The 15,454-nt window shown below is 67.1% G+C and carries 13 protein-coding genes and 1 pseudogene; 8 read left to right on the forward strand and 6 right to left on the reverse strand.

The window, feature by feature from the left end; translation table 11 throughout:
* Positions 1-19: 19 nt before the first annotated feature.
* The gene (gene clpB / locus W7U_RS19265) at positions 20-2,566 is read right to left on the reverse strand and encodes an ATP-dependent chaperone ClpB (protein WP_008261516.1); all 2,547 of its coding nucleotides are present in this window, start codon (positions 2,564-2,566) and stop codon (positions 20-22) included.
* 145 nt (positions 2,567-2,711) lie between these two features.
* On the opposite strand from clpB, the gene W7U_RS19270 reads away from it, so the two are divergent.
* Genes W7U_RS19270 through W7U_RS19280 form a run of 3 tightly spaced genes read left to right on the forward strand, consistent with a single transcriptional unit; the run spans position 2,712 to position 5,271 of the window.
* The gene (locus tag W7U_RS19270) at positions 2,712-3,134 is read left to right on the forward strand and encodes a DUF3060 domain-containing protein (RefSeq protein WP_014712484.1); all 423 of its coding nucleotides are present in this window, start codon (positions 2,712-2,714) and stop codon (positions 3,132-3,134) included.
* Positions 3,135-3,166: 32 nt separating this feature from the next.
* Positions 3,167-4,357, forward strand: coding sequence for an FAD-binding oxidoreductase (locus W7U_RS19275; protein ID WP_008261520.1), 1,191 nt, complete (start codon positions 3,167-3,169; stop codon positions 4,355-4,357).
* Between the two features lie 2 nt (positions 4,358-4,359).
* Positions 4,360-5,271 carry an aldose 1-epimerase gene (locus tag W7U_RS19280; RefSeq protein WP_008261521.1) on the forward strand — a complete coding sequence of 304 codons (912 nt, stop codon included), beginning with the start codon at positions 4,360-4,362 and terminating at the stop codon, positions 5,269-5,271.
* A gap of 138 nt (positions 5,272-5,409) precedes the next feature.
* Here W7U_RS19280 and W7U_RS19285 read toward each other — a convergent pair whose 3' ends face one another.
* Genes W7U_RS19285 through dnaK form a run of 4 tightly spaced genes read right to left on the reverse strand, consistent with a single transcriptional unit; the run spans position 5,410 to position 9,533 of the window.
* Entirely contained in the window at positions 5,410-5,805 is a 396-nt protein-coding gene (locus W7U_RS19285; RefSeq protein ID WP_008261523.1) for a helix-turn-helix domain-containing protein, read from the reverse strand.
* Positions 5,805-6,983 (reverse strand): molecular chaperone DnaJ, encoded by a 1,179-nt coding sequence (gene dnaJ / locus W7U_RS19290; protein ID WP_008261532.1) that lies wholly within the window; start codon positions 6,981-6,983, stop codon positions 5,805-5,807. Before dnaJ ends, W7U_RS19285 begins: the two co-directional genes overlap by 1 nt.
* A 49-nt stretch (positions 6,984-7,032) precedes the next feature.
* Entirely contained in the window at positions 7,033-7,674 is a 642-nt protein-coding gene (gene grpE, locus W7U_RS19295; protein WP_036429540.1) for a nucleotide exchange factor GrpE, read from the reverse strand.
* Positions 7,671-9,533 (reverse strand): molecular chaperone DnaK, encoded by a 1,863-nt coding sequence (dnaK, locus tag W7U_RS19300; RefSeq protein WP_008261534.1) that lies wholly within the window; start codon positions 9,531-9,533, stop codon positions 7,671-7,673. Before dnaK ends, grpE begins: the two co-directional genes overlap by 4 nt.
* Before the next feature lie 318 nt (positions 9,534-9,851).
* Here dnaK and W7U_RS19305 point away from each other — a divergent pair, with 318 nt between their 5' ends.
* The 5 genes and pseudogenes from W7U_RS19305 to W7U_RS19325 all read left to right on the forward strand — a co-directional run bounded on the left by W7U_RS19305 (position 9,852) and on the right by W7U_RS19325 (position 13,923).
* On the forward strand, positions 9,852-10,445 hold the full coding sequence (locus W7U_RS19305; RefSeq protein WP_008261546.1) for a hypothetical protein: 594 nt from the start codon (positions 9,852-9,854) through the stop codon (positions 10,443-10,445).
* Between the two features lie 112 nt (positions 10,446-10,557).
* Positions 10,558-11,157, forward strand: a pseudogene (locus W7U_RS26980) (hypothetical protein); the annotation flags it as partial.
* Positions 11,158-11,774: 617 nt separating this feature from the next.
* Positions 11,775-12,341 carry a hypothetical protein gene (locus W7U_RS19315; protein ID WP_008261549.1) on the forward strand — a complete coding sequence of 189 codons (567 nt, stop codon included), beginning with the start codon at positions 11,775-11,777 and terminating at the stop codon, positions 12,339-12,341.
* Positions 12,341-13,069, forward strand: a complete 729-nt coding sequence (locus W7U_RS19320; protein ID WP_008261551.1) for a hypothetical protein — start codon at positions 12,341-12,343, stop codon at positions 13,067-13,069. Before W7U_RS19315 ends, W7U_RS19320 begins: the two co-directional genes overlap by 1 nt.
* A 203-nt stretch (positions 13,070-13,272) precedes the next feature.
* Complete coding sequence (locus W7U_RS19325) at positions 13,273-13,923, forward strand: hypothetical protein (RefSeq protein ID WP_170320634.1); 651 nt, start codon at positions 13,273-13,275, stop codon at positions 13,921-13,923.
* A 47-nt stretch (positions 13,924-13,970) separates the two neighbouring features.
* Here W7U_RS19325 and W7U_RS19330 read toward each other — a convergent pair whose 3' ends face one another.
* Positions 13,971-15,320, reverse strand: coding sequence for a sugar porter family MFS transporter (locus W7U_RS19330; protein ID WP_170320633.1), 1,350 nt, complete (start codon positions 15,318-15,320; stop codon positions 13,971-13,973).
* Positions 15,321-15,454: the final 134 nt, after the last annotated feature.

Below are 15,454 nucleotides of genomic sequence, written 5' to 3' on the forward strand. Positions count from 1 at the left end.
GTCGACGTTCGAGCGCGGCTCAGCCCAGGATCAGGGAGTCGCCGTCGGGGCTGACGTTCACCGGCACGGTGTCGCCGTCGTGCACGTCGCCGGCCAGCAACAGCTTGGCCAGCTGGTCGCCGATGGCCTGTTGCACCAGCCGGCGCAGCGGCCGCGCGCCGTAGACCGGGTCGAATCCCCGATGCGCCAGCCACTGCTTGGCCGGCAGCGACACCTCGAGGGTGAGGCGGCGCTGCGCCAGCCGCTTCTGCAGCTGCGCCAGCTGGATGTCGACGATGGCCACCAGCTCACCGGGCTCCAGGCCGGCGAAGACGATGACGTCGTCGAGCCGGTTGATGAACTCCGGCTTGAACGCCGAGCGCACCGCGGCCATCACCTGCTCCTCGGTGCCACCCGAGCCCAGGTTGGACGTCAGGATCAGGATGGTGTTGCGGAAGTCGACCGTGCGGCCCTGCCCGTCGGTGAGCCGGCCCTCGTCGAGCACCTGCAACAGCACGTCGAACACGTCCGGGTGCGCCTTCTCGATCTCGTCGAACAGGATCACCGTGTACGGACGCCGCCGCACCGCCTCGGTCAGCTGACCGCCCTGGTCGTAGCCGATGTAGCCGGGAGGGGCGCCGACCAGCCGGGCCACCGAGTGCTTCTCGCCGTACTCGCTCATGTCGATGCGGACCATCGCGCGCTCGTCGTCGAACAGGAATTCCGCCAGCGCCTTGGCCAGCTCGGTCTTACCGACACCGGTCGGGCCCAGGAACATGAACGAACCGGTGGGCCGGTTGGGGTCGGCGACGCCCGCGCGGGCGCGCCGCACGGCGTCGGACACCGCCGTCACCGCCTTGCGCTGCCCGATGACGCGCTTGCCCAGCTCGTCTTCCATGCGCAGCAGTTTGGCGGTCTCGCCCTCGAGCATCCGTCCGGCCGGGATGCCGGTCCACGCCGACACCACGTCGGCGATGTCGTCGGGGCCGACCTCCTCCTTGAGCATCACGTTCTCGCGGGCCTCGGCCTGCGGAAGCGCGGCGTCGAGTTTCTTCTCGACCTCGGGGATGCGGCCGTAGCGCAGCTCGGCGGCCTTGGCCAGGTCGCCGTCGCGCTCGGCGCGCTCGGACTCCCCGCGCAGCGCCTCGAGCTGTTCCTTGAGCTCGCGCACCACGTCGATCGCGTTCTTCTCGTTCTGCCAGCGCGTGGTGAGCTCGGCGAGCTTCTCCTTCTGGTCGGCCAGCTCGGAGCGCAGCTTCTCCAGCCGCTCCTTGGACGCCTCGTCCTCTTCTTTGGCCAGCGCCATCTCCTCGATCTCGAGGCGGCGAACCAGGCGCTCGACCTCGTCGATCTCGACGGGCCGCGAGTCGATCTCCATCTTCAGCCGGCTGGCGGCCTCGTCGACCAGGTCGATGGCCTTGTCCGGCAGGAACCGCGCGGTGATGTAGCGGTCGGACAGCGTCGCCGCGGCCACCAGGGCCGAGTCGGTGATGCGGACACCGTGGTGCACCTCGTAGCGGTCCTTGAGCCCGCGCAGGATGCCGACGGTGTCCTCCACCGACGGCTCGCCGACCAGCACCTGCTGGAAGCGGCGCTCCAGCGCGGCGTCCTTCTCGATGTACTTGCGGTACTCGTCGAGCGTGGTGGCGCCGACCAGGCGCAGCTCGCCGCGGGCCAGCATCGGCTTGATCATGTTGCCGGCGTCCATCGCACCCTCGCCGGTCGCGCCGGCGCCGACGATGGTATGCAGCTCGTCGATGAAGGTGATGATCTGCCCGGCGGAGTTCTTGATGTCGTCCAGGACGGCCTTGAGGCGTTCCTCGAATTCGCCGCGGTACTTGGCGCCGGCGACCATCGAGCCGAGGTCCAGGCTGATGACGGTCTTGTCGCGCAGGCTCTCCGGCACGTCGCCGGCGACGATGCGCTGGGCCAGGCCCTCCACGATCGCGGTCTTGCCGACGCCGGGCTCGCCGATCAGCACCGGGTTGTTCTTGGTGCGCCGGCTCAACACCTGCACGACGCGGCGAATCTCGTTGTCACGCCCGATAACCGGGTCGAGCTTGCCCTCGCGGGCGCGCGCGGTCAGGTCGGTCGAGTACTTCTCCAGCGCCTGATAGGTGGCCTCGGGGTCGGCGCTGGTGACCCGGGCGCTGCCGCGGACCTTGACGAACGCCTCCCGCAACGCCTGCGGCGACGCGCCGTGCCCGGTGAGCAGCTTGGCGACGTCGGAGTCGCCGGTGGCAAGGCCGACCATCAGGTGTTCGGTGGAGACGTATTCGTCGTCCATCTCGGTGGCCAGTTGCTGGGCGGTGGTGATGGCGGCCAGCGACTCGCGCGAGAGCTGCGGCTGCGAGCTGGCGCCGCTGGCCTGCGGCAGCCGCTCGAGCAGGCGCTCGGCTTCGGCGCGGATGGTGGCGGGCGCGACCCCCACGGCCTCCAGCAGCGGCGCGGCGATGCCGTCCGCCTGGGTCAGCAACGCCATCAGCAGGTGGGCGGGCCGGATCTCCGGGTTACCGGCGGCCGAGGCCGCCTGCAGCGCCGAGGTCAGCGCCGCCTGGGTCTTGGTGGTCGGGTTGAAAGAGTCCACGACGCCTCCATTCGGGTCGAAAGGGAGCTGGCAAAAATGCTTGTCTGCTTGTTCAACGTCGTCAATGTTGAGTCTGTTCCGCTCAACTCTACCGAGTTTTGGGCACTACGCCGTACGGGGTACCCCCGTAGCGATGACGCAGACGATGCAACACCCCGACCAGGCCGCCGACCCCACCCGAACCCCGCGCCGGGGCAGGAGCTTATGGCTGGCCGCCCTCGCCGGAGTGGCGGTCGCGGGCCTTGTCTCGGTCGGCCTGCATACCGACCTCGCCCACGGCAGCCAGTCCAGTGAGGTGCCCGACGCCGGGACGCTGCAGGTGAGCGGCGCCGGTACGACGAAGACGCTGCCCTGCCACGCCGGCTACCTGTCGGTGAGCGGAAAGAACAACACGATTACCCTCACGGGCCACTGCACCAGCGTCACCGTCTCCGGCAACGACAATCGCGTCGCGGTCGACAGCACGGACGCGCTGAGCGCATCCGGAGCCGGCAACGTCGTTGTCTACCACTGGGGTTCACCCAAGATCGTCAGCGCCGGGACAGCCAACGTCGTCCGGCAGGGCTGAATCCACGGAATCCGAGCCTAGAATCGGGGCCCGTGAGCCTCGAGGACGTCCAAGCGCTGGCCGTGCTGCGCGACGCCTTCGAACCGGACGGCGCGGGCCGCTCGGGCTCCCAGGGTGATTCCGGCGAGCTGGTGCACCGCTTCTACACCCATTGGTTCGCCCTCGACGCCTCGGTGCGCGATCTCTTCCCACCCGAAATGAGCGCCCAGCGCGCCGCTTTCGGCCACGCGATGCACTGGGTGTACGGCGAACTGGTCGCGCGGCGCGCGCGGGAGCCGGTGGCGTTTTTGGCCCAGCTCGGGCGGGACCATCGCAAATACGGTGTGCTGCCGCACCATTACGACACCCTGGGCCGCGCATTGCTGGCGACGCTGCGCTCGCATCTGGGTGCGGCCTGGACCGGCGCGGTCGACGACGCGGCCAGGCAGTCGCTGAACCTGATCACCGGGGTGATGAGCGGCGCCGCGGATGCCGAGGAGGGACCCGCCTGGTGGGACGGCACCGTCATCGAACACCTGCGGGTGTCGCGGGATCTGGCGGTCGTGCGGCTGCAGCTCGACCAGCCGATGCACTACCACCCCGGGCAATACGTCAACGCCCATGTGCCGCAATGCCCGCGCCGCTGGCGGTATCTGAGCCCCGCCATTCCTGCCGATCCCGGCGGCGGGATCGAGTTCCACGTGCGCCTGGTGCCGGGCGGCCTGGTCAGCACCGCGATCGTCAACGAAACCCGCATCGGCGACCGGTGGCGGCTGTCCAGCCCACACGGCGGCCTGGGTGTCGACCGAGACGGCGGCGACGTGCTGATGGTCGCCGGCAGCACGGGCCTGGCGCCGCTGCGGGCGCTCATCATGGACCTGTCCCGCTACGCCGTCAACCCGCGGATACATCTGTTCTTCGGCGCGCGCTACCGCTGCGAACTCTACGACCTGCCCACCCTGTGGCAGGTCGCGTCGCACAACCCGTGGCTGTCGGTGTCGCCGGTCTCGGAGTACAGCGCCGACCCGGCGTGGGCCGCCGACTATCCCGACGTCACGCCGCCGCGGGGCCTGCACGTGCACCAGATCGGCCGGCTGCCCGACGTGGTGACCAAGTACGGCGGCTGGGGCGACCGTCAGATCCTGATCTGCGGCGGGCCAGCGATGGTCAGCGCCACCAAGTCCGCGCTGCTCGCCAAAGGCGCTCCGCCCGAACGCATTCAGCACGATCCGCTCTGGAGGTAGCCATGCACGTCGTCACCCTGCGCGATCCTTCATCGCCACTGGTTGCCCAGTTCGTTCCGGACGCGGGGATGATCGGCACGTCGCTGCGCGACGCCGACGCGGAGTTGCTCGGCCAACGTCGCGGTCTGGACGCCTATGTCAGCGACGGCAAGACGATGGGCATCCCGATCCTGTATCCGTGGGCAAACCGGTTGGGCGCGAACACCTATACCGCGCGGGGCGCGACGGTGGACCTAATGCCGGGTGAGAACGGGGTGCGCGCCGACCCCAACGGGTTGCCGATCCACGGCGTCCTGGCCGCCTATCCCGGCTGGCGGGTGACGGACGAGTCCCCGAACGAGCTGACCGCTCTGGTGGATTTCGGTGCCGATCCACGACTGCTGGCCAGCTTTCCGTACCCGCATGTGCTGACGGTGACCGCGCGACTGGCCGATCGCACCCTGACGGTGCGGACCACCGTCGCCGCCACCGGCGACTCGGCGGTGCCGCTGTGCTTCGGGTTTCATCCCTACCTGCAGCTGCCGGACGTGCCCCGCGGTGACTGGGTCGTCGAGACGCCGGCGCTGCGGCACCTGAATCTTGACGACAGGGGGCTGCCCACCGGAGAGACCGAGCCGCAGCCGGCGCGCGAAGAGGCGTTGCGCGACAAGGCCTTTGACGATGCCTACGACGACGTCACCGAGGGCGCGGTGTTCGCGGTCTCCGGGGGCAGACGCCGCATCGAGGTTCATTTCGAGCGGGGCTATCCGGCGGCACAGATCTTCGCGCCGCCGGTCGACGATCCGTCCAAGGCCATCATCTGTTTCGAGCCGATGGCCGCACCGACCGACGCGCTGCGCCGCGGCGGCTATCGCTGCGCTGCGCCGGATGAGCCGGTGGTGACGCAGTTTTCGATCCGGGTGCGATCACAGTGACCACCTGGGTCACCGCAATCGCTGTCTGCTGATCACCAGGAGCATGCGAAAAGCGCTAGCACATGCGCTAGCGCTTTTGCGAATGTTGTGTGCCCCGGAGACAGGAACCCTTGGGGCGCAAGCGAAACTTCCCGAGGATTAACGCCCCCGGCGCGGCTGCCACACCACCAGCGCGGTGCTCTTGGGCACCACCGCCACGTCGCGGCGCTGGCTGGCGCGCAGCTGCGCCAATTCCTCGTTCAACTCTTTGATCCGCGCCTGCAGCGCCTCGACCTGGTTGGTCAGCTCGATGATCCGCTTGATGCCGGCGAGGTTGACCCCCTCGTCCTGCGAGAGCCGCTGCACCTCACGCAGCAGGTCGACGTCGTGCTCCGAATAGCGGCGTCCCCCACCGGAAGTGCGGCGTGGGCTGACCAGGCCGAGGCGGTCGTAGGTGCGCAGGGTTTGGGCGTGCATGCCGGCCAGCTCGGCGGCGACCGAGATCAGGAACGTTCGGGCATCCTCATTTCTTGAATTACTCGAGCCCTTGGCCATCAGCGATTACCCGCCCATCCTGCCCGGGGGTCAAACCCGCTGGAGCGCTCGGCGGCGGCGTACGCCTCCAGCGCCTCCTGGGCCGCGCCCTCCAGATTCGGTGGCACGGCGACCTTTACGGTGACCAGCAGGTCGCCGTTGCCGCCGCTGCGCTTGGGCACACCGCGTCCGCGCACTCGCAGGATCCGGCCGTCGGAAGTTCCCTTGGGCACCCGGACACCGACTTTGCCGTCCAGCGTGGGCACCGAAATGGTTGAACCCAAAGCCAATTCGGTGAAGCTGACGGGAACGGTGACGGTCAGGTCGTCGCCGTCGCGGCCGAACACCTTGTCCGGGCGCACGTGCACCGTCACGTACAGGTCGCCCGACGGCGCGCCGCGCAGACCGGCCTCACCCTGGCCGGGCAGCCGGATGCGCTGTCCGTCCTCGACGCCGGGCGGGATGCGCACGTTGATGGTGCGGGTCCGGGTGGTGACCCCGGTGCCCTTGCACTCCTCGCAGGGGTGCTCGATGATCGAGCCGCTGCCCCGGCAATCGGTGCAGGGCTCGGAGAAACCGAACGCGCCCTGGTTGCGGTTGATCACGCCGGAGCCGTTGCAGGTGGGACACACCTTCGGGCTGGTGCCCGGCCGCGCCCCGCTGCCATGGCAGTTGGTGCACGGCGCGGGGCTGGTCAGCCGCAGCGGCATCGCCACACCCTTGGCGGCCTCGACGAATTCCAGCTGGGTTTCGGTCTCGAGGTCGTTGCCGCGGCGCGGCCGGCTGGGCCGGCCGCCGGCGCCGCGCCCGAACAATCCGCCGAACAGGTCGCCGATGTTGGTGCCACCGCTGCGGCCGGCGGCATCGAACAGATCGTTGAGGTTGAACTCCGCCCCATCGCCGCCGACGTTGAAGCCACCGAAGCCGCCGGTATCGAACCGGCGCCCGCCAAAACCGCCGCCGGCGAACAGCCTTCGGGTTTCGTCGTATTCCTTGCGCTTGGCCGGATCGGACAACACGTTGTGCGCCTCCGACACGGCTTTGAATCGTTCACCGGCGGCGGGATTGTCCGGGTTGGCGTCCGGGTGCAGATCGCGCGCCAGTTTGCGGTAGGCGCGTTTGATCTCTTCGGGACTGGCGTCAGAGGAGACGCCCAGCTCCTTGTAGAAGTCTTTTTCGACCCATTCACGCTGGGCCATGTCGCGTCACCCCCTCACCTGTGGCGTTGCGTTGTGCTGATTGTGTGGTCTAGTCACCGGACGTGCCGGCGTTATCGTCCGATTCGACCGGCGCGGTTTCCTCAGCCTCACCGGCCGAGGCCGATTCGTCGCCGTCGTCGTCGACCGTGTCGACGACGCCGACCATGGCGTGGCGCAGGATTTGATCGCCGAGCTTGTAGCCCTGCCGCATGACGGTGCCGATCACCGGGCGAGATCCGTCGCCCTCGTGCTGGACGGCTTCGTGCAGCACCGGGTCGAAGTCCTCGCCCTCCTCGCCGAACGCCGTCAGGCCGAGCCCGGTCAGCGCGCCCTCCAGCTTGTCGGCCACCGCCTTCAGCGGGCCCGACTCGAGGTCGCCGTGCTTGCGCGCCCGGTCGAGATCGTCGAGCACGCCCAGCAATTGGTTGACGACGGCGGCCTTGGCCCGGTCCGCCGCGGCCTGCTGGTCACGCAGCGCCCGCTTGCGGTAGTTCGCGAAGTCGGCCTGCACGCGTTGCAGATCGGCGGTCAGCTCGGCGAGCTTGCCCTCGCCCTGAACCGCCGGCTCATCGGCCGGGGCCGGCCCTCCCGGCGTATCGCCGGGAGGGACCTGCCGTACTTCACCGGTCTCAGGATCGATTCGCCGCTTGTCGGTGACGGTCACCTGTTCCTGTGGGTTTCCTTCTGTCACTTGGACTCCCGGTCATCGTCGACCACCTCCGCGTCCACGACGTCGTCAGCGGAGCCAGCCTGCCCACCACCACCGGTCGCGTCGGTCTGCTCGCCCGCGGCCTGGGTGGCCTCGTAGATGGCCTGCCCGAGCGCCTGCGACTCCTGGCCCAGCTTCTCCATCGCCGACTTGATCGCGGTGATGTCGGTGCCGCCCAGGGCCGTCTTGGCCTCGGCGATCGCGGCGTCGACCTTGGACAGCGTGTCCTCGGGAACCTTCGACCCGCCCTCGGCTTCGCGCTGGTCCTTGACGAACTTCTCCGTCTGGTAGACCAGCGATTCGGCCTGGTTGCGGACGTCGGCCTCCTCGCGGCGCTGGCGGTCCTCCTCGGCGTGCGCCTCGGCATCCTTGATCATCCGGTCGATCTCCTCCTTGGACAGGCCGGAGCCCTCCTGGATTTTGATCGTGTTCTCCTTGCCGGTGCCCTTGTCCTTGGCCGTGACGTGCACGATGCCGTTGGCGTCGATGTCGAAGGTGACCTCGATCTGCGGGACGCCGCGGGGCGCCGGCGGGATGCCGGTCAGCTCGAATGAGCCGAGCAGCTTGTTGTGCGAAGCGATTTCGCGCTCACCCTGGTACACCTGGATCTGCACGGACGGCTGGTTGTCATCGGCCGTGGTGAAGGTCTCCGACCGCTTGGTCGGGATCGTGGTGTTGCGCTCGATGAGCTTGGTCATCACGCCACCCTTGGTCTCGATACCCAAGCTCAGCGGCGTAACGTCAAGCAGCAGAACGTCTTTCACCTCGCCCTTCAACACGCCAGCCTGAAGAGCGGCACCCACGGCCACCACCTCGTCGGGGTTGACGCCCTTGTTGGGCTCCTTGCCGCCGGTGAGCTCCTTGACCAGTTCGGTCACCGCGGGCATCCGGGTGGAACCACCCACCAGGACCACGTGGTCGATCTCGGAGACCGAGATGCCGGCGTCCTTGATCACGGACTGGAAGGGCTGACGGGTGCGGTCCAGCAGATCCTGTGTGATGCGCTGGAATTCGGCGCGCGTGAGCTGCTCGTCGAGGAACAGCGGGTTCTTGTCCGCGTCGACGGTGATGTAAGGCAGGTTGATCGAGGTGCTCTGCGAACTCGAGAGTTCGATCTTGGCCTTCTCCGCGGCCTCACGCAGCCGCTGCATCGCCATCTTGTCCTTGGTCAGGTCAATTCCGCTGGTGCCCTTGAACTTGTCGACGAGCCAGTCGACGACACGGTCGTCCCAGTCGTCCCCACCGAGGTGGTTGTCACCGCTGGTGGCGCGGACCTCGACCACGCCCTCGCCGATCTCGAGCAACGACACGTCGAACGTGCCGCCACCGAGGTCGAAGACCAGGATGGTCTGCTCCTTCTCGCCCTTGTCCAGGCCGTAGGCCAGTGCGGCGGCGGTCGGCTCGTTGACGATGCGCAGGACGTTCAGGCCGGCGATCTGGCCGGCTTCCTTCGTCGCCTGACGCTGGGCGTCGTTGAAGTACGCCGGCACGGTGACCACCGCGTCGGTGACGTCCTCGCCCAGGTATGCCTCGGCGTCGCGCTTCAGCTTCATCAGCACGCGGGCGCTGATCTCCTGGGCGGTGTATTTCTTGTCATCGATCTCGATGGACCAGTCGGTGCCCATGTGCCGCTTGACCGAACGGATGGTCCGGTCGACGTTGGTGACCGCCTGGTTCTTGGCGGGCTGGCCGACGAGCACCTCGCCGTTGCGCGCGAACGCGACGATGGACGGGGTGGTCCGCGAGCCCTCGGAGTTGGCGACGACGACGGGGTCACCGCCCTCGAGGACTGCGACGACGGAGTTGGTGGTCCCGAGGTCGATACCGACCGCACGAGCCATAGTGATTCCTCCTGATTGTGTAGAGCTTGTCTGGTGCCACTATGCTGAGTGAACCCCGCTCAAGCCTGCCCCTGAGGGCGATAGGCTGTCAACCCAGTCTTGAGCCTGGTTCACTCAACTTGTCGATCATGTTAACGGCCCGCGGTCCCGTGTTGTTCCCGGGGCCAGCGGTGGCGGCGCACAGTCGCCCCGCGAGTCGGTCACGCGGCGGTAAAGCTTCACCATCGGCGCCGCATCGATAGGCACTCGAGTGCAGCGACTGTCGTCGGAGGGTGGGTAACCTGAGTGCCGCCATTCGAATCGTCTGGGGAGCGGCGGGTGCGGTTTTCGGATAATGCGCGGCGGAGCCTGGCCGGTGGTTCGCTGCTGCTCGTAGCCCTGTTCGCCGGCTCCGGGCTGGTGTCCGGCTGCAGCTCCGTCATCGGCGGCCGGCCGGTGGCTTCGCCCGGGGCGGGCGCGAGCGAACCGTCCTTCCCCACGCCGCGATCCACGCCGTCGCCGCCGTCGGCCACCGCCGCTCCGGCCCCGACGGCTCCGGCCGCGCCGACGGGCCCCACGAATCCGGCCGGCGCCATCCCCCTGCCGCCCGACCAGAACGGCTACGTCTTCATCGAGACCAAATCCGGCGTGACGCGCTGCCAGATCAACAAGGACACCGTCGGCTGCGAGGCGCCCTTCACCAACTCCCCGCTGCAGGACGGCGAGCACGCCAACGGCGTCAGCGTCACCACCGGCGGCAAGGTGCAGTGGGTGCTGGGCAACCTTGGAGCCATCCCGACCGTCAAGATCGATTACCAGACCTACGCCGCCCAGGGGTGGACGATCATCGCCAACGTCGACGGCACCCGCTTCACCAACGACCAGACCAAGCACGGCATGTTCGTCAGCATCGACAAGGTCAACACGTTCTAGGGCGGTAACCTTGTCGACGGCGTGGCGGGGGGATCGGTCTGCCGCGTGATGTCGCCGACCAGCTACCGGTGCTCGCTCAGGCCCGGCCTAACCAAGAAGACCTCACGACTCCATGCAACTGCGCTACATCAGCGTCGCGGCGCTGATCGCCGAAGCGGGTGGCGACCCGTGGGCGATCAATCAGAGCCTGCAGGCCGGTAGCCCGTTTCAGATTGCTCAGCTGGCGGAGGCGTTTCTCAAGGCGGGCCGATGCACCGCCGAGGCCACCAATGCGTTCGACCAGGCCCGTAGCCGCTTCGACGCCGCGTGGAACCATCAGAATGGAGATCATCCGATCAACGGCTCCGCCGAAGTGCAGCGCGTGACGAAATCCCTTGGGGCGCAGTCCTTGCAGCTGCCCAAGATCGCTGCAGACCTGGAAAACATCGCCGCCAACCTGGCCGAGGCGCAAAAGGCCGCGGCCGGACAGATTGCGGCGCTGGAAGGTCAGTTGCAGCAGCTGGACGGCTTCATCGGCCAAGTGGTGGAGTTGGAGAAGGACCCCACCCTTACCGCGGAAGATCGACACGCGCTGGATGCGTTTATCAGCGGTCGCGAAGACGACGCGATCCGCGACACCAAAGCCGCGCTGGGCCAGCTGCAATCGACCCGGGACGGCTACGCCAACTCGTTTCAGAACGCGATGGGGACCCTGCACGCGGACGGTTACGACCTCACACCTGCCCCTGCAGGACCCGGCCCGGCACCGGCCGACCAACCCGGCGGGGGACCCGCTCTGGCCCCGACGAAGGGCGAGGTGCTGACCGGGACTGCGGGCGCGATCGCCGGCGGTACGGCCGACGGTGTGCGCGGGGCGACGACCAAGTTGATCGCCGAGTCCCCCGGTACCGGCCCCGGCAAGGCTGATCCGGGATTGTTGCGGTGGTTCGAGGATCCGAAGATCGGCGGCTTCGAGCTGAAAGGATTCTCCCGTGTCGGCCGGGTGGTTGGTGCGGCCAGCGCGGTACCGGCCGTCATGTCCGATATCCACGACGGGAACTCGGTGCCAGAGGCCGTCACGCGGGAGGGTGTCGGAACTGCATTCGGGCTCTACGCGGGCGCGGCGGCTGGAGGATTTGCCGCGGATATGGCAGCTGGTGCAGCGATCGGGTCGGTCGTCCCAGGAGCAGGGACGGCGATTGGTCTGGTGGTGGGCGCAGTCGTGGGAGCGGGCGCTGCCTTCGGCGCATCCAAAGCGGTTGAAGTGGCCTGGCAGCCGGTCGCGAATGCCGTCGGTAGCGCGGTGCACGGCGTGGAATCGATCTTCGGTTTCGGGTAGGGGCATGTTCGATGCGCTTCGATGAGTTCGTGCAGACCAGCGGCATTGTGGTATCTCCGGTCGAGCGGTTTGTCGGTTTTGTCGTGGAAGTGGGGGTGCCCTCGGGCTGGGAACCCTTCGACTCGGCTTTCGGTGCTCGTGTGTGGGCCTGTCGCAACGACCCGTGCATCAACGTGTTCGGTGCTAACGCGGTGTTGACGATGCATAAAGTGGCGGCCCCACTGGATGCGAGGGAGGCGTTCGCGATGCTGGCCGAGCAGCAGTTGCAGTCGGCGCCGGGATCTCACGAGGTGCGCCGCGAACTTGGCCCCGCCGGTGAATGTGTCGGAGTTCAAGGATTGCTCGCGATGCAGATTGCCCACGAGCTCGGCACCATCGACAGCGTCTCACGATCGCGGATCATCACGGAAGGACAGGAGACGCTGATCGCGCAACTCACGATGACCGCACTACATGAATCACCTGTAAAACAGGCGAATATCTGGCTGTCTGTCCGAATGGGTGCCGCGCCGGCAGGTCCGGCTTCGGACAATCACCCCCGTAAAGCTCCCGCAACAACGACACGAGACGGTCACTGATGGCGAACGGTGAGACCAGCGCCCGGTGGGGACGGATACTGCGCTACACCTTCGGCGGCACGTTGTGCCTCTTGACTGTGGTGGCAGCGCGGGCGGGACTGCAGTGGTACTTGTCTGTGGTGGTGCTCTGCGGAGCGATCTTGATCGTCCTCGGCAGGCGCCGAATCTTCCGGGCGGGTGTCACCCGGACGTATGACGAGATTATGTGTCACTACGTCCCCTGGTATGAGGGAAACGCGTACTTCCTGAATGTGTTGCTCCCGCTGATGGGAGTCGCCATGATTGCCGCATCCAACGATTCGGGCAACCCTGCGTGGCTTCGGTTCGGCGGGATCATCCTGCTGGTTCTGACGCCACTCTTCGTGTTTAGCGCCGTGCGCATGTGGCGTCGGTGCCTTTTGCGTATTTCCCCGTCGGTTTTGACCGTGCGTTTGGCTGGACCCAAGGACGAGTTGACCGAAATCCAGCGTGAGTGTGTTGTGTCGATCGAGCCCAAGATCGTCCCAAATGGCGTGAGCGGACAATCGCTGCAAGTCGCAATCACCTACCGTGCAACGGATTTGAGCAGCGATGCCAAGACTCTGCTCCTGGGCCTGCAGTTGAGTGTCCAGCCGATTAACCTGCTTAACGCACTTGTGGCCTGGAAAGACGGCGCTCACGAAAACCCGAGCGAGCTACTCAATCGGGTCGAAGCGATTCTCCGGGGCCACTCCACCGTCGGTGTGTAACCGTGTCACGCGCGACGCATCGGCGCAGAATGCTCGCCACGATCGACGGCGCGTCACAGTCACGGATTATCACAGCTGAACAGGAGACCCGTAATCGCAACTCAAGACGGTCACTGATGGCCGACCGCGCGGCGAAACGCCGACGCGTGCCGAAACTGCGCTACGCCGTCGGTGGTGCCCTATGCCTGTTGGCGGGCATAAATGTGCTGGTTGGGTCGGCTTGGTATCTGCCTGTCGGCGCCGCTGCGGTCGGCGTCGGCATCATTTATGGGAGCGGCCGCCGAATTTTCGGCGCCGGGGTCAGGCGGACCGGGCAGGAGATTGTCTGCCGCTATCTTCCGTGGTACGAGAGCAACCCATACATGGCGACCTTGCTGTTCCCCCTAATCGCGGTCGCCATGATTGGCGCAGGATGTGCACCCGGTAATCCGGCCTGGCTGTGGTACGGCGGGGTCATTCTGCTGGCCATCTCTGCCTTATTGGTGGGAGTCTCCCTCTGGATCTGGCGCCGATCCCTTCTCCGTATCACCCCCGCGGCGTTGACCGTGCGGATCGCAGAGCGCGGCAGTGAGTTGACCGACATCCGGCGTGACCATGTCCGTTCGATCGAGCCAAAGCTCGTCCCGAGCGTGGCGGCCGGTACCGAGCGGTTGCAAGTCGAAGTCGCCTACCAGCCAGCCGATGTCAGCGGCGAGGCGACCGCGACGGTGATGCTCGGAATGTATCTGAGCGTTCAACCGATCAACCTGCTCAACGCCCTCGTGGCCTGGAAAGACGGCGCCCACGACAACCCGAGCGAGCTGTTGGACCGGATCGAACGGATCCTTCGAGGCCAGTCAATGGCTGGCGTGTGACCGCGCCGCACAGCAGCACGAAAAGACGTGCCGCGCAAGCGCATTCGTCAGCGTGCGAAGTCAGACGGTCGGAATTTCCCCTCCGCCAGGTTCTTTTCGATTTCTTCCAGGCTTTTACCGGTGAGGTCGGGCATGCGGAAGAATACGAAGATCCACGCCGCCACGTTGAACAACGCGTAGAGCCACATCGAGGGTCCGACCCCGATCGCATTGATGAGCGACAGCAGCGTCAACGTAATGAGCAGGTTGGTCCCCCACAGCGTCGCCGAATGCACGGCGGTGCCCTCCGGTCGCACCGCCAGCGGATAGGTCTCCGAGCCGGTCAACCATCCCATCAGCTGCAGACCGCCGGCATTGAACACCATGAAGGCGATCAGGGAAATCATGATGTAGGCGATCACATCGTGACCGCTGTCGGCGGTGACGAAGATCAGCCCGAGCGCGAACAGGCTGATCGCCGCGCCCGGCACCATGATGAGGGTGAGCCGGCGCCGGCCGACCCGGTCGATAATGGCCAACCCCACTAGTTGGGCGATCACGTACGTCGCACCCAACATCACCGACACCAGCAGAGCCACGGACCGGTACACGCCGTCGTCAGTCAGGATGGTCGGCGCATAGTAGATGATCATCTCGATCCCGCTGAGCTGGGTGAACACCGCGATGCCACAACCCAGGACCAGGGCCGGGCGCACCCAGGCGTCGCGCAGCCCGCTCCACCCGCGGGTGCTGGCCTTGCGTTCCATGCGCGCGAGTTCGGTCGCCTCGTCCAGCTCGGCACCCACGTCGTAGCCGTCGGGCCGGACCCGCTCCAACACGGCGCGCGCGGCGTGTCGCTCATCGTGCTTGACCAGCCAGCGCGGACTTTCCGGCAAGCGCAGCAACAGCCACAGCATGATCGCGGCGGGTACGCACGCGATTCCGGTCGGCCCCCGCCAGGAGACCGAGTCAAAGACCCCGATGAGGTTAGCGGCGAGGATGCCCACCCCGATGGCAATTTGGAAGCACAGCACCAACCGCCCCCGGTAGGCCGACGGCGAGAGCTCCGCGACATACATCGGGGCCGTCTGGGTCGCCCCGCCGACCGCGAAGCCCAGGACCAGCCTTCCCAGCGACAGCACCACGACATCCGGCGCGTCGGCGCACCACAGCGCGCCGACGATGAACAGCACCGACAGCATCAACAGCGTGCCGCGCCGGCCGAACCGGTCGGATAGCCAGCTGCACGCCAAGGCCCCGACGATGGCGCCGAGCAGGATGCTGGCGGCGACCACCTGCTTCCAGGCCGCGGTGAGGTTGAACTCCTCGGTGAGCTGCAATAGGGCCCAGGAGATGACACCGGTGTTGTAGCCGTAGAGCAAGCCCGAGATCGCCGAGACGAGCGCGATGACGACCACGGCGCTCGTCAGTTGGTTTCCCGCCTCCGCGCCGGCGCCGGCTGCACCGTGCGACGCTTCCTCGTGAGCCGCATCTGCGCACTTTGCCGGGTCGGTCCCATCGCGCAATTCCGCCTCGCGATGCCGCCCGTTCG

The organism is Mycobacterium sp. H4Y (assembly GCF_000364405.1).
Taxonomy (GTDB): Bacteria; Actinomycetota; Actinomycetes; order Mycobacteriales; family Mycobacteriaceae; genus Mycobacterium; species Mycobacterium intracellulare.

Excerpts from the sequence above, each read along its gene's own strand:
- W7U_RS19270 (WP_014712484.1), top strand. The coding sequence starts at position 2,712 with ATGCAACACCCCGACCAGGCCGCCGACCCCACCCGAACCCCGCGCCGG.
- W7U_RS19280 (WP_008261521.1), top strand. The coding sequence starts at position 4,360 with ATGCACGTCGTCACCCTGCGCGATCCTTCATCGCCACTGGTTGCCCAG.
- W7U_RS19285 (WP_008261523.1), bottom strand. The coding sequence starts at position 5,805 with ATGGCCAAGGGCTCGAGTAATTCAAGAAATGAGGATGCCCGAACGTTC.
- dnaJ (WP_008261532.1), bottom strand. The coding sequence starts at position 6,983 with ATGGCCCAGCGTGAATGGGTCGAAAAAGACTTCTACAAGGAGCTGGGC.
- dnaK (WP_008261534.1), bottom strand. The coding sequence starts at position 9,533 with ATGGCTCGTGCGGTCGGTATCGACCTCGGGACCACCAACTCCGTCGTC.
- W7U_RS19315 (WP_008261549.1), top strand. The coding sequence starts at position 11,775 with ATGCGCTTCGATGAGTTCGTGCAGACCAGCGGCATTGTGGTATCTCCG.
- W7U_RS19320 (WP_008261551.1), top strand. The coding sequence starts at position 12,341 with ATGGCGAACGGTGAGACCAGCGCCCGGTGGGGACGGATACTGCGCTAC.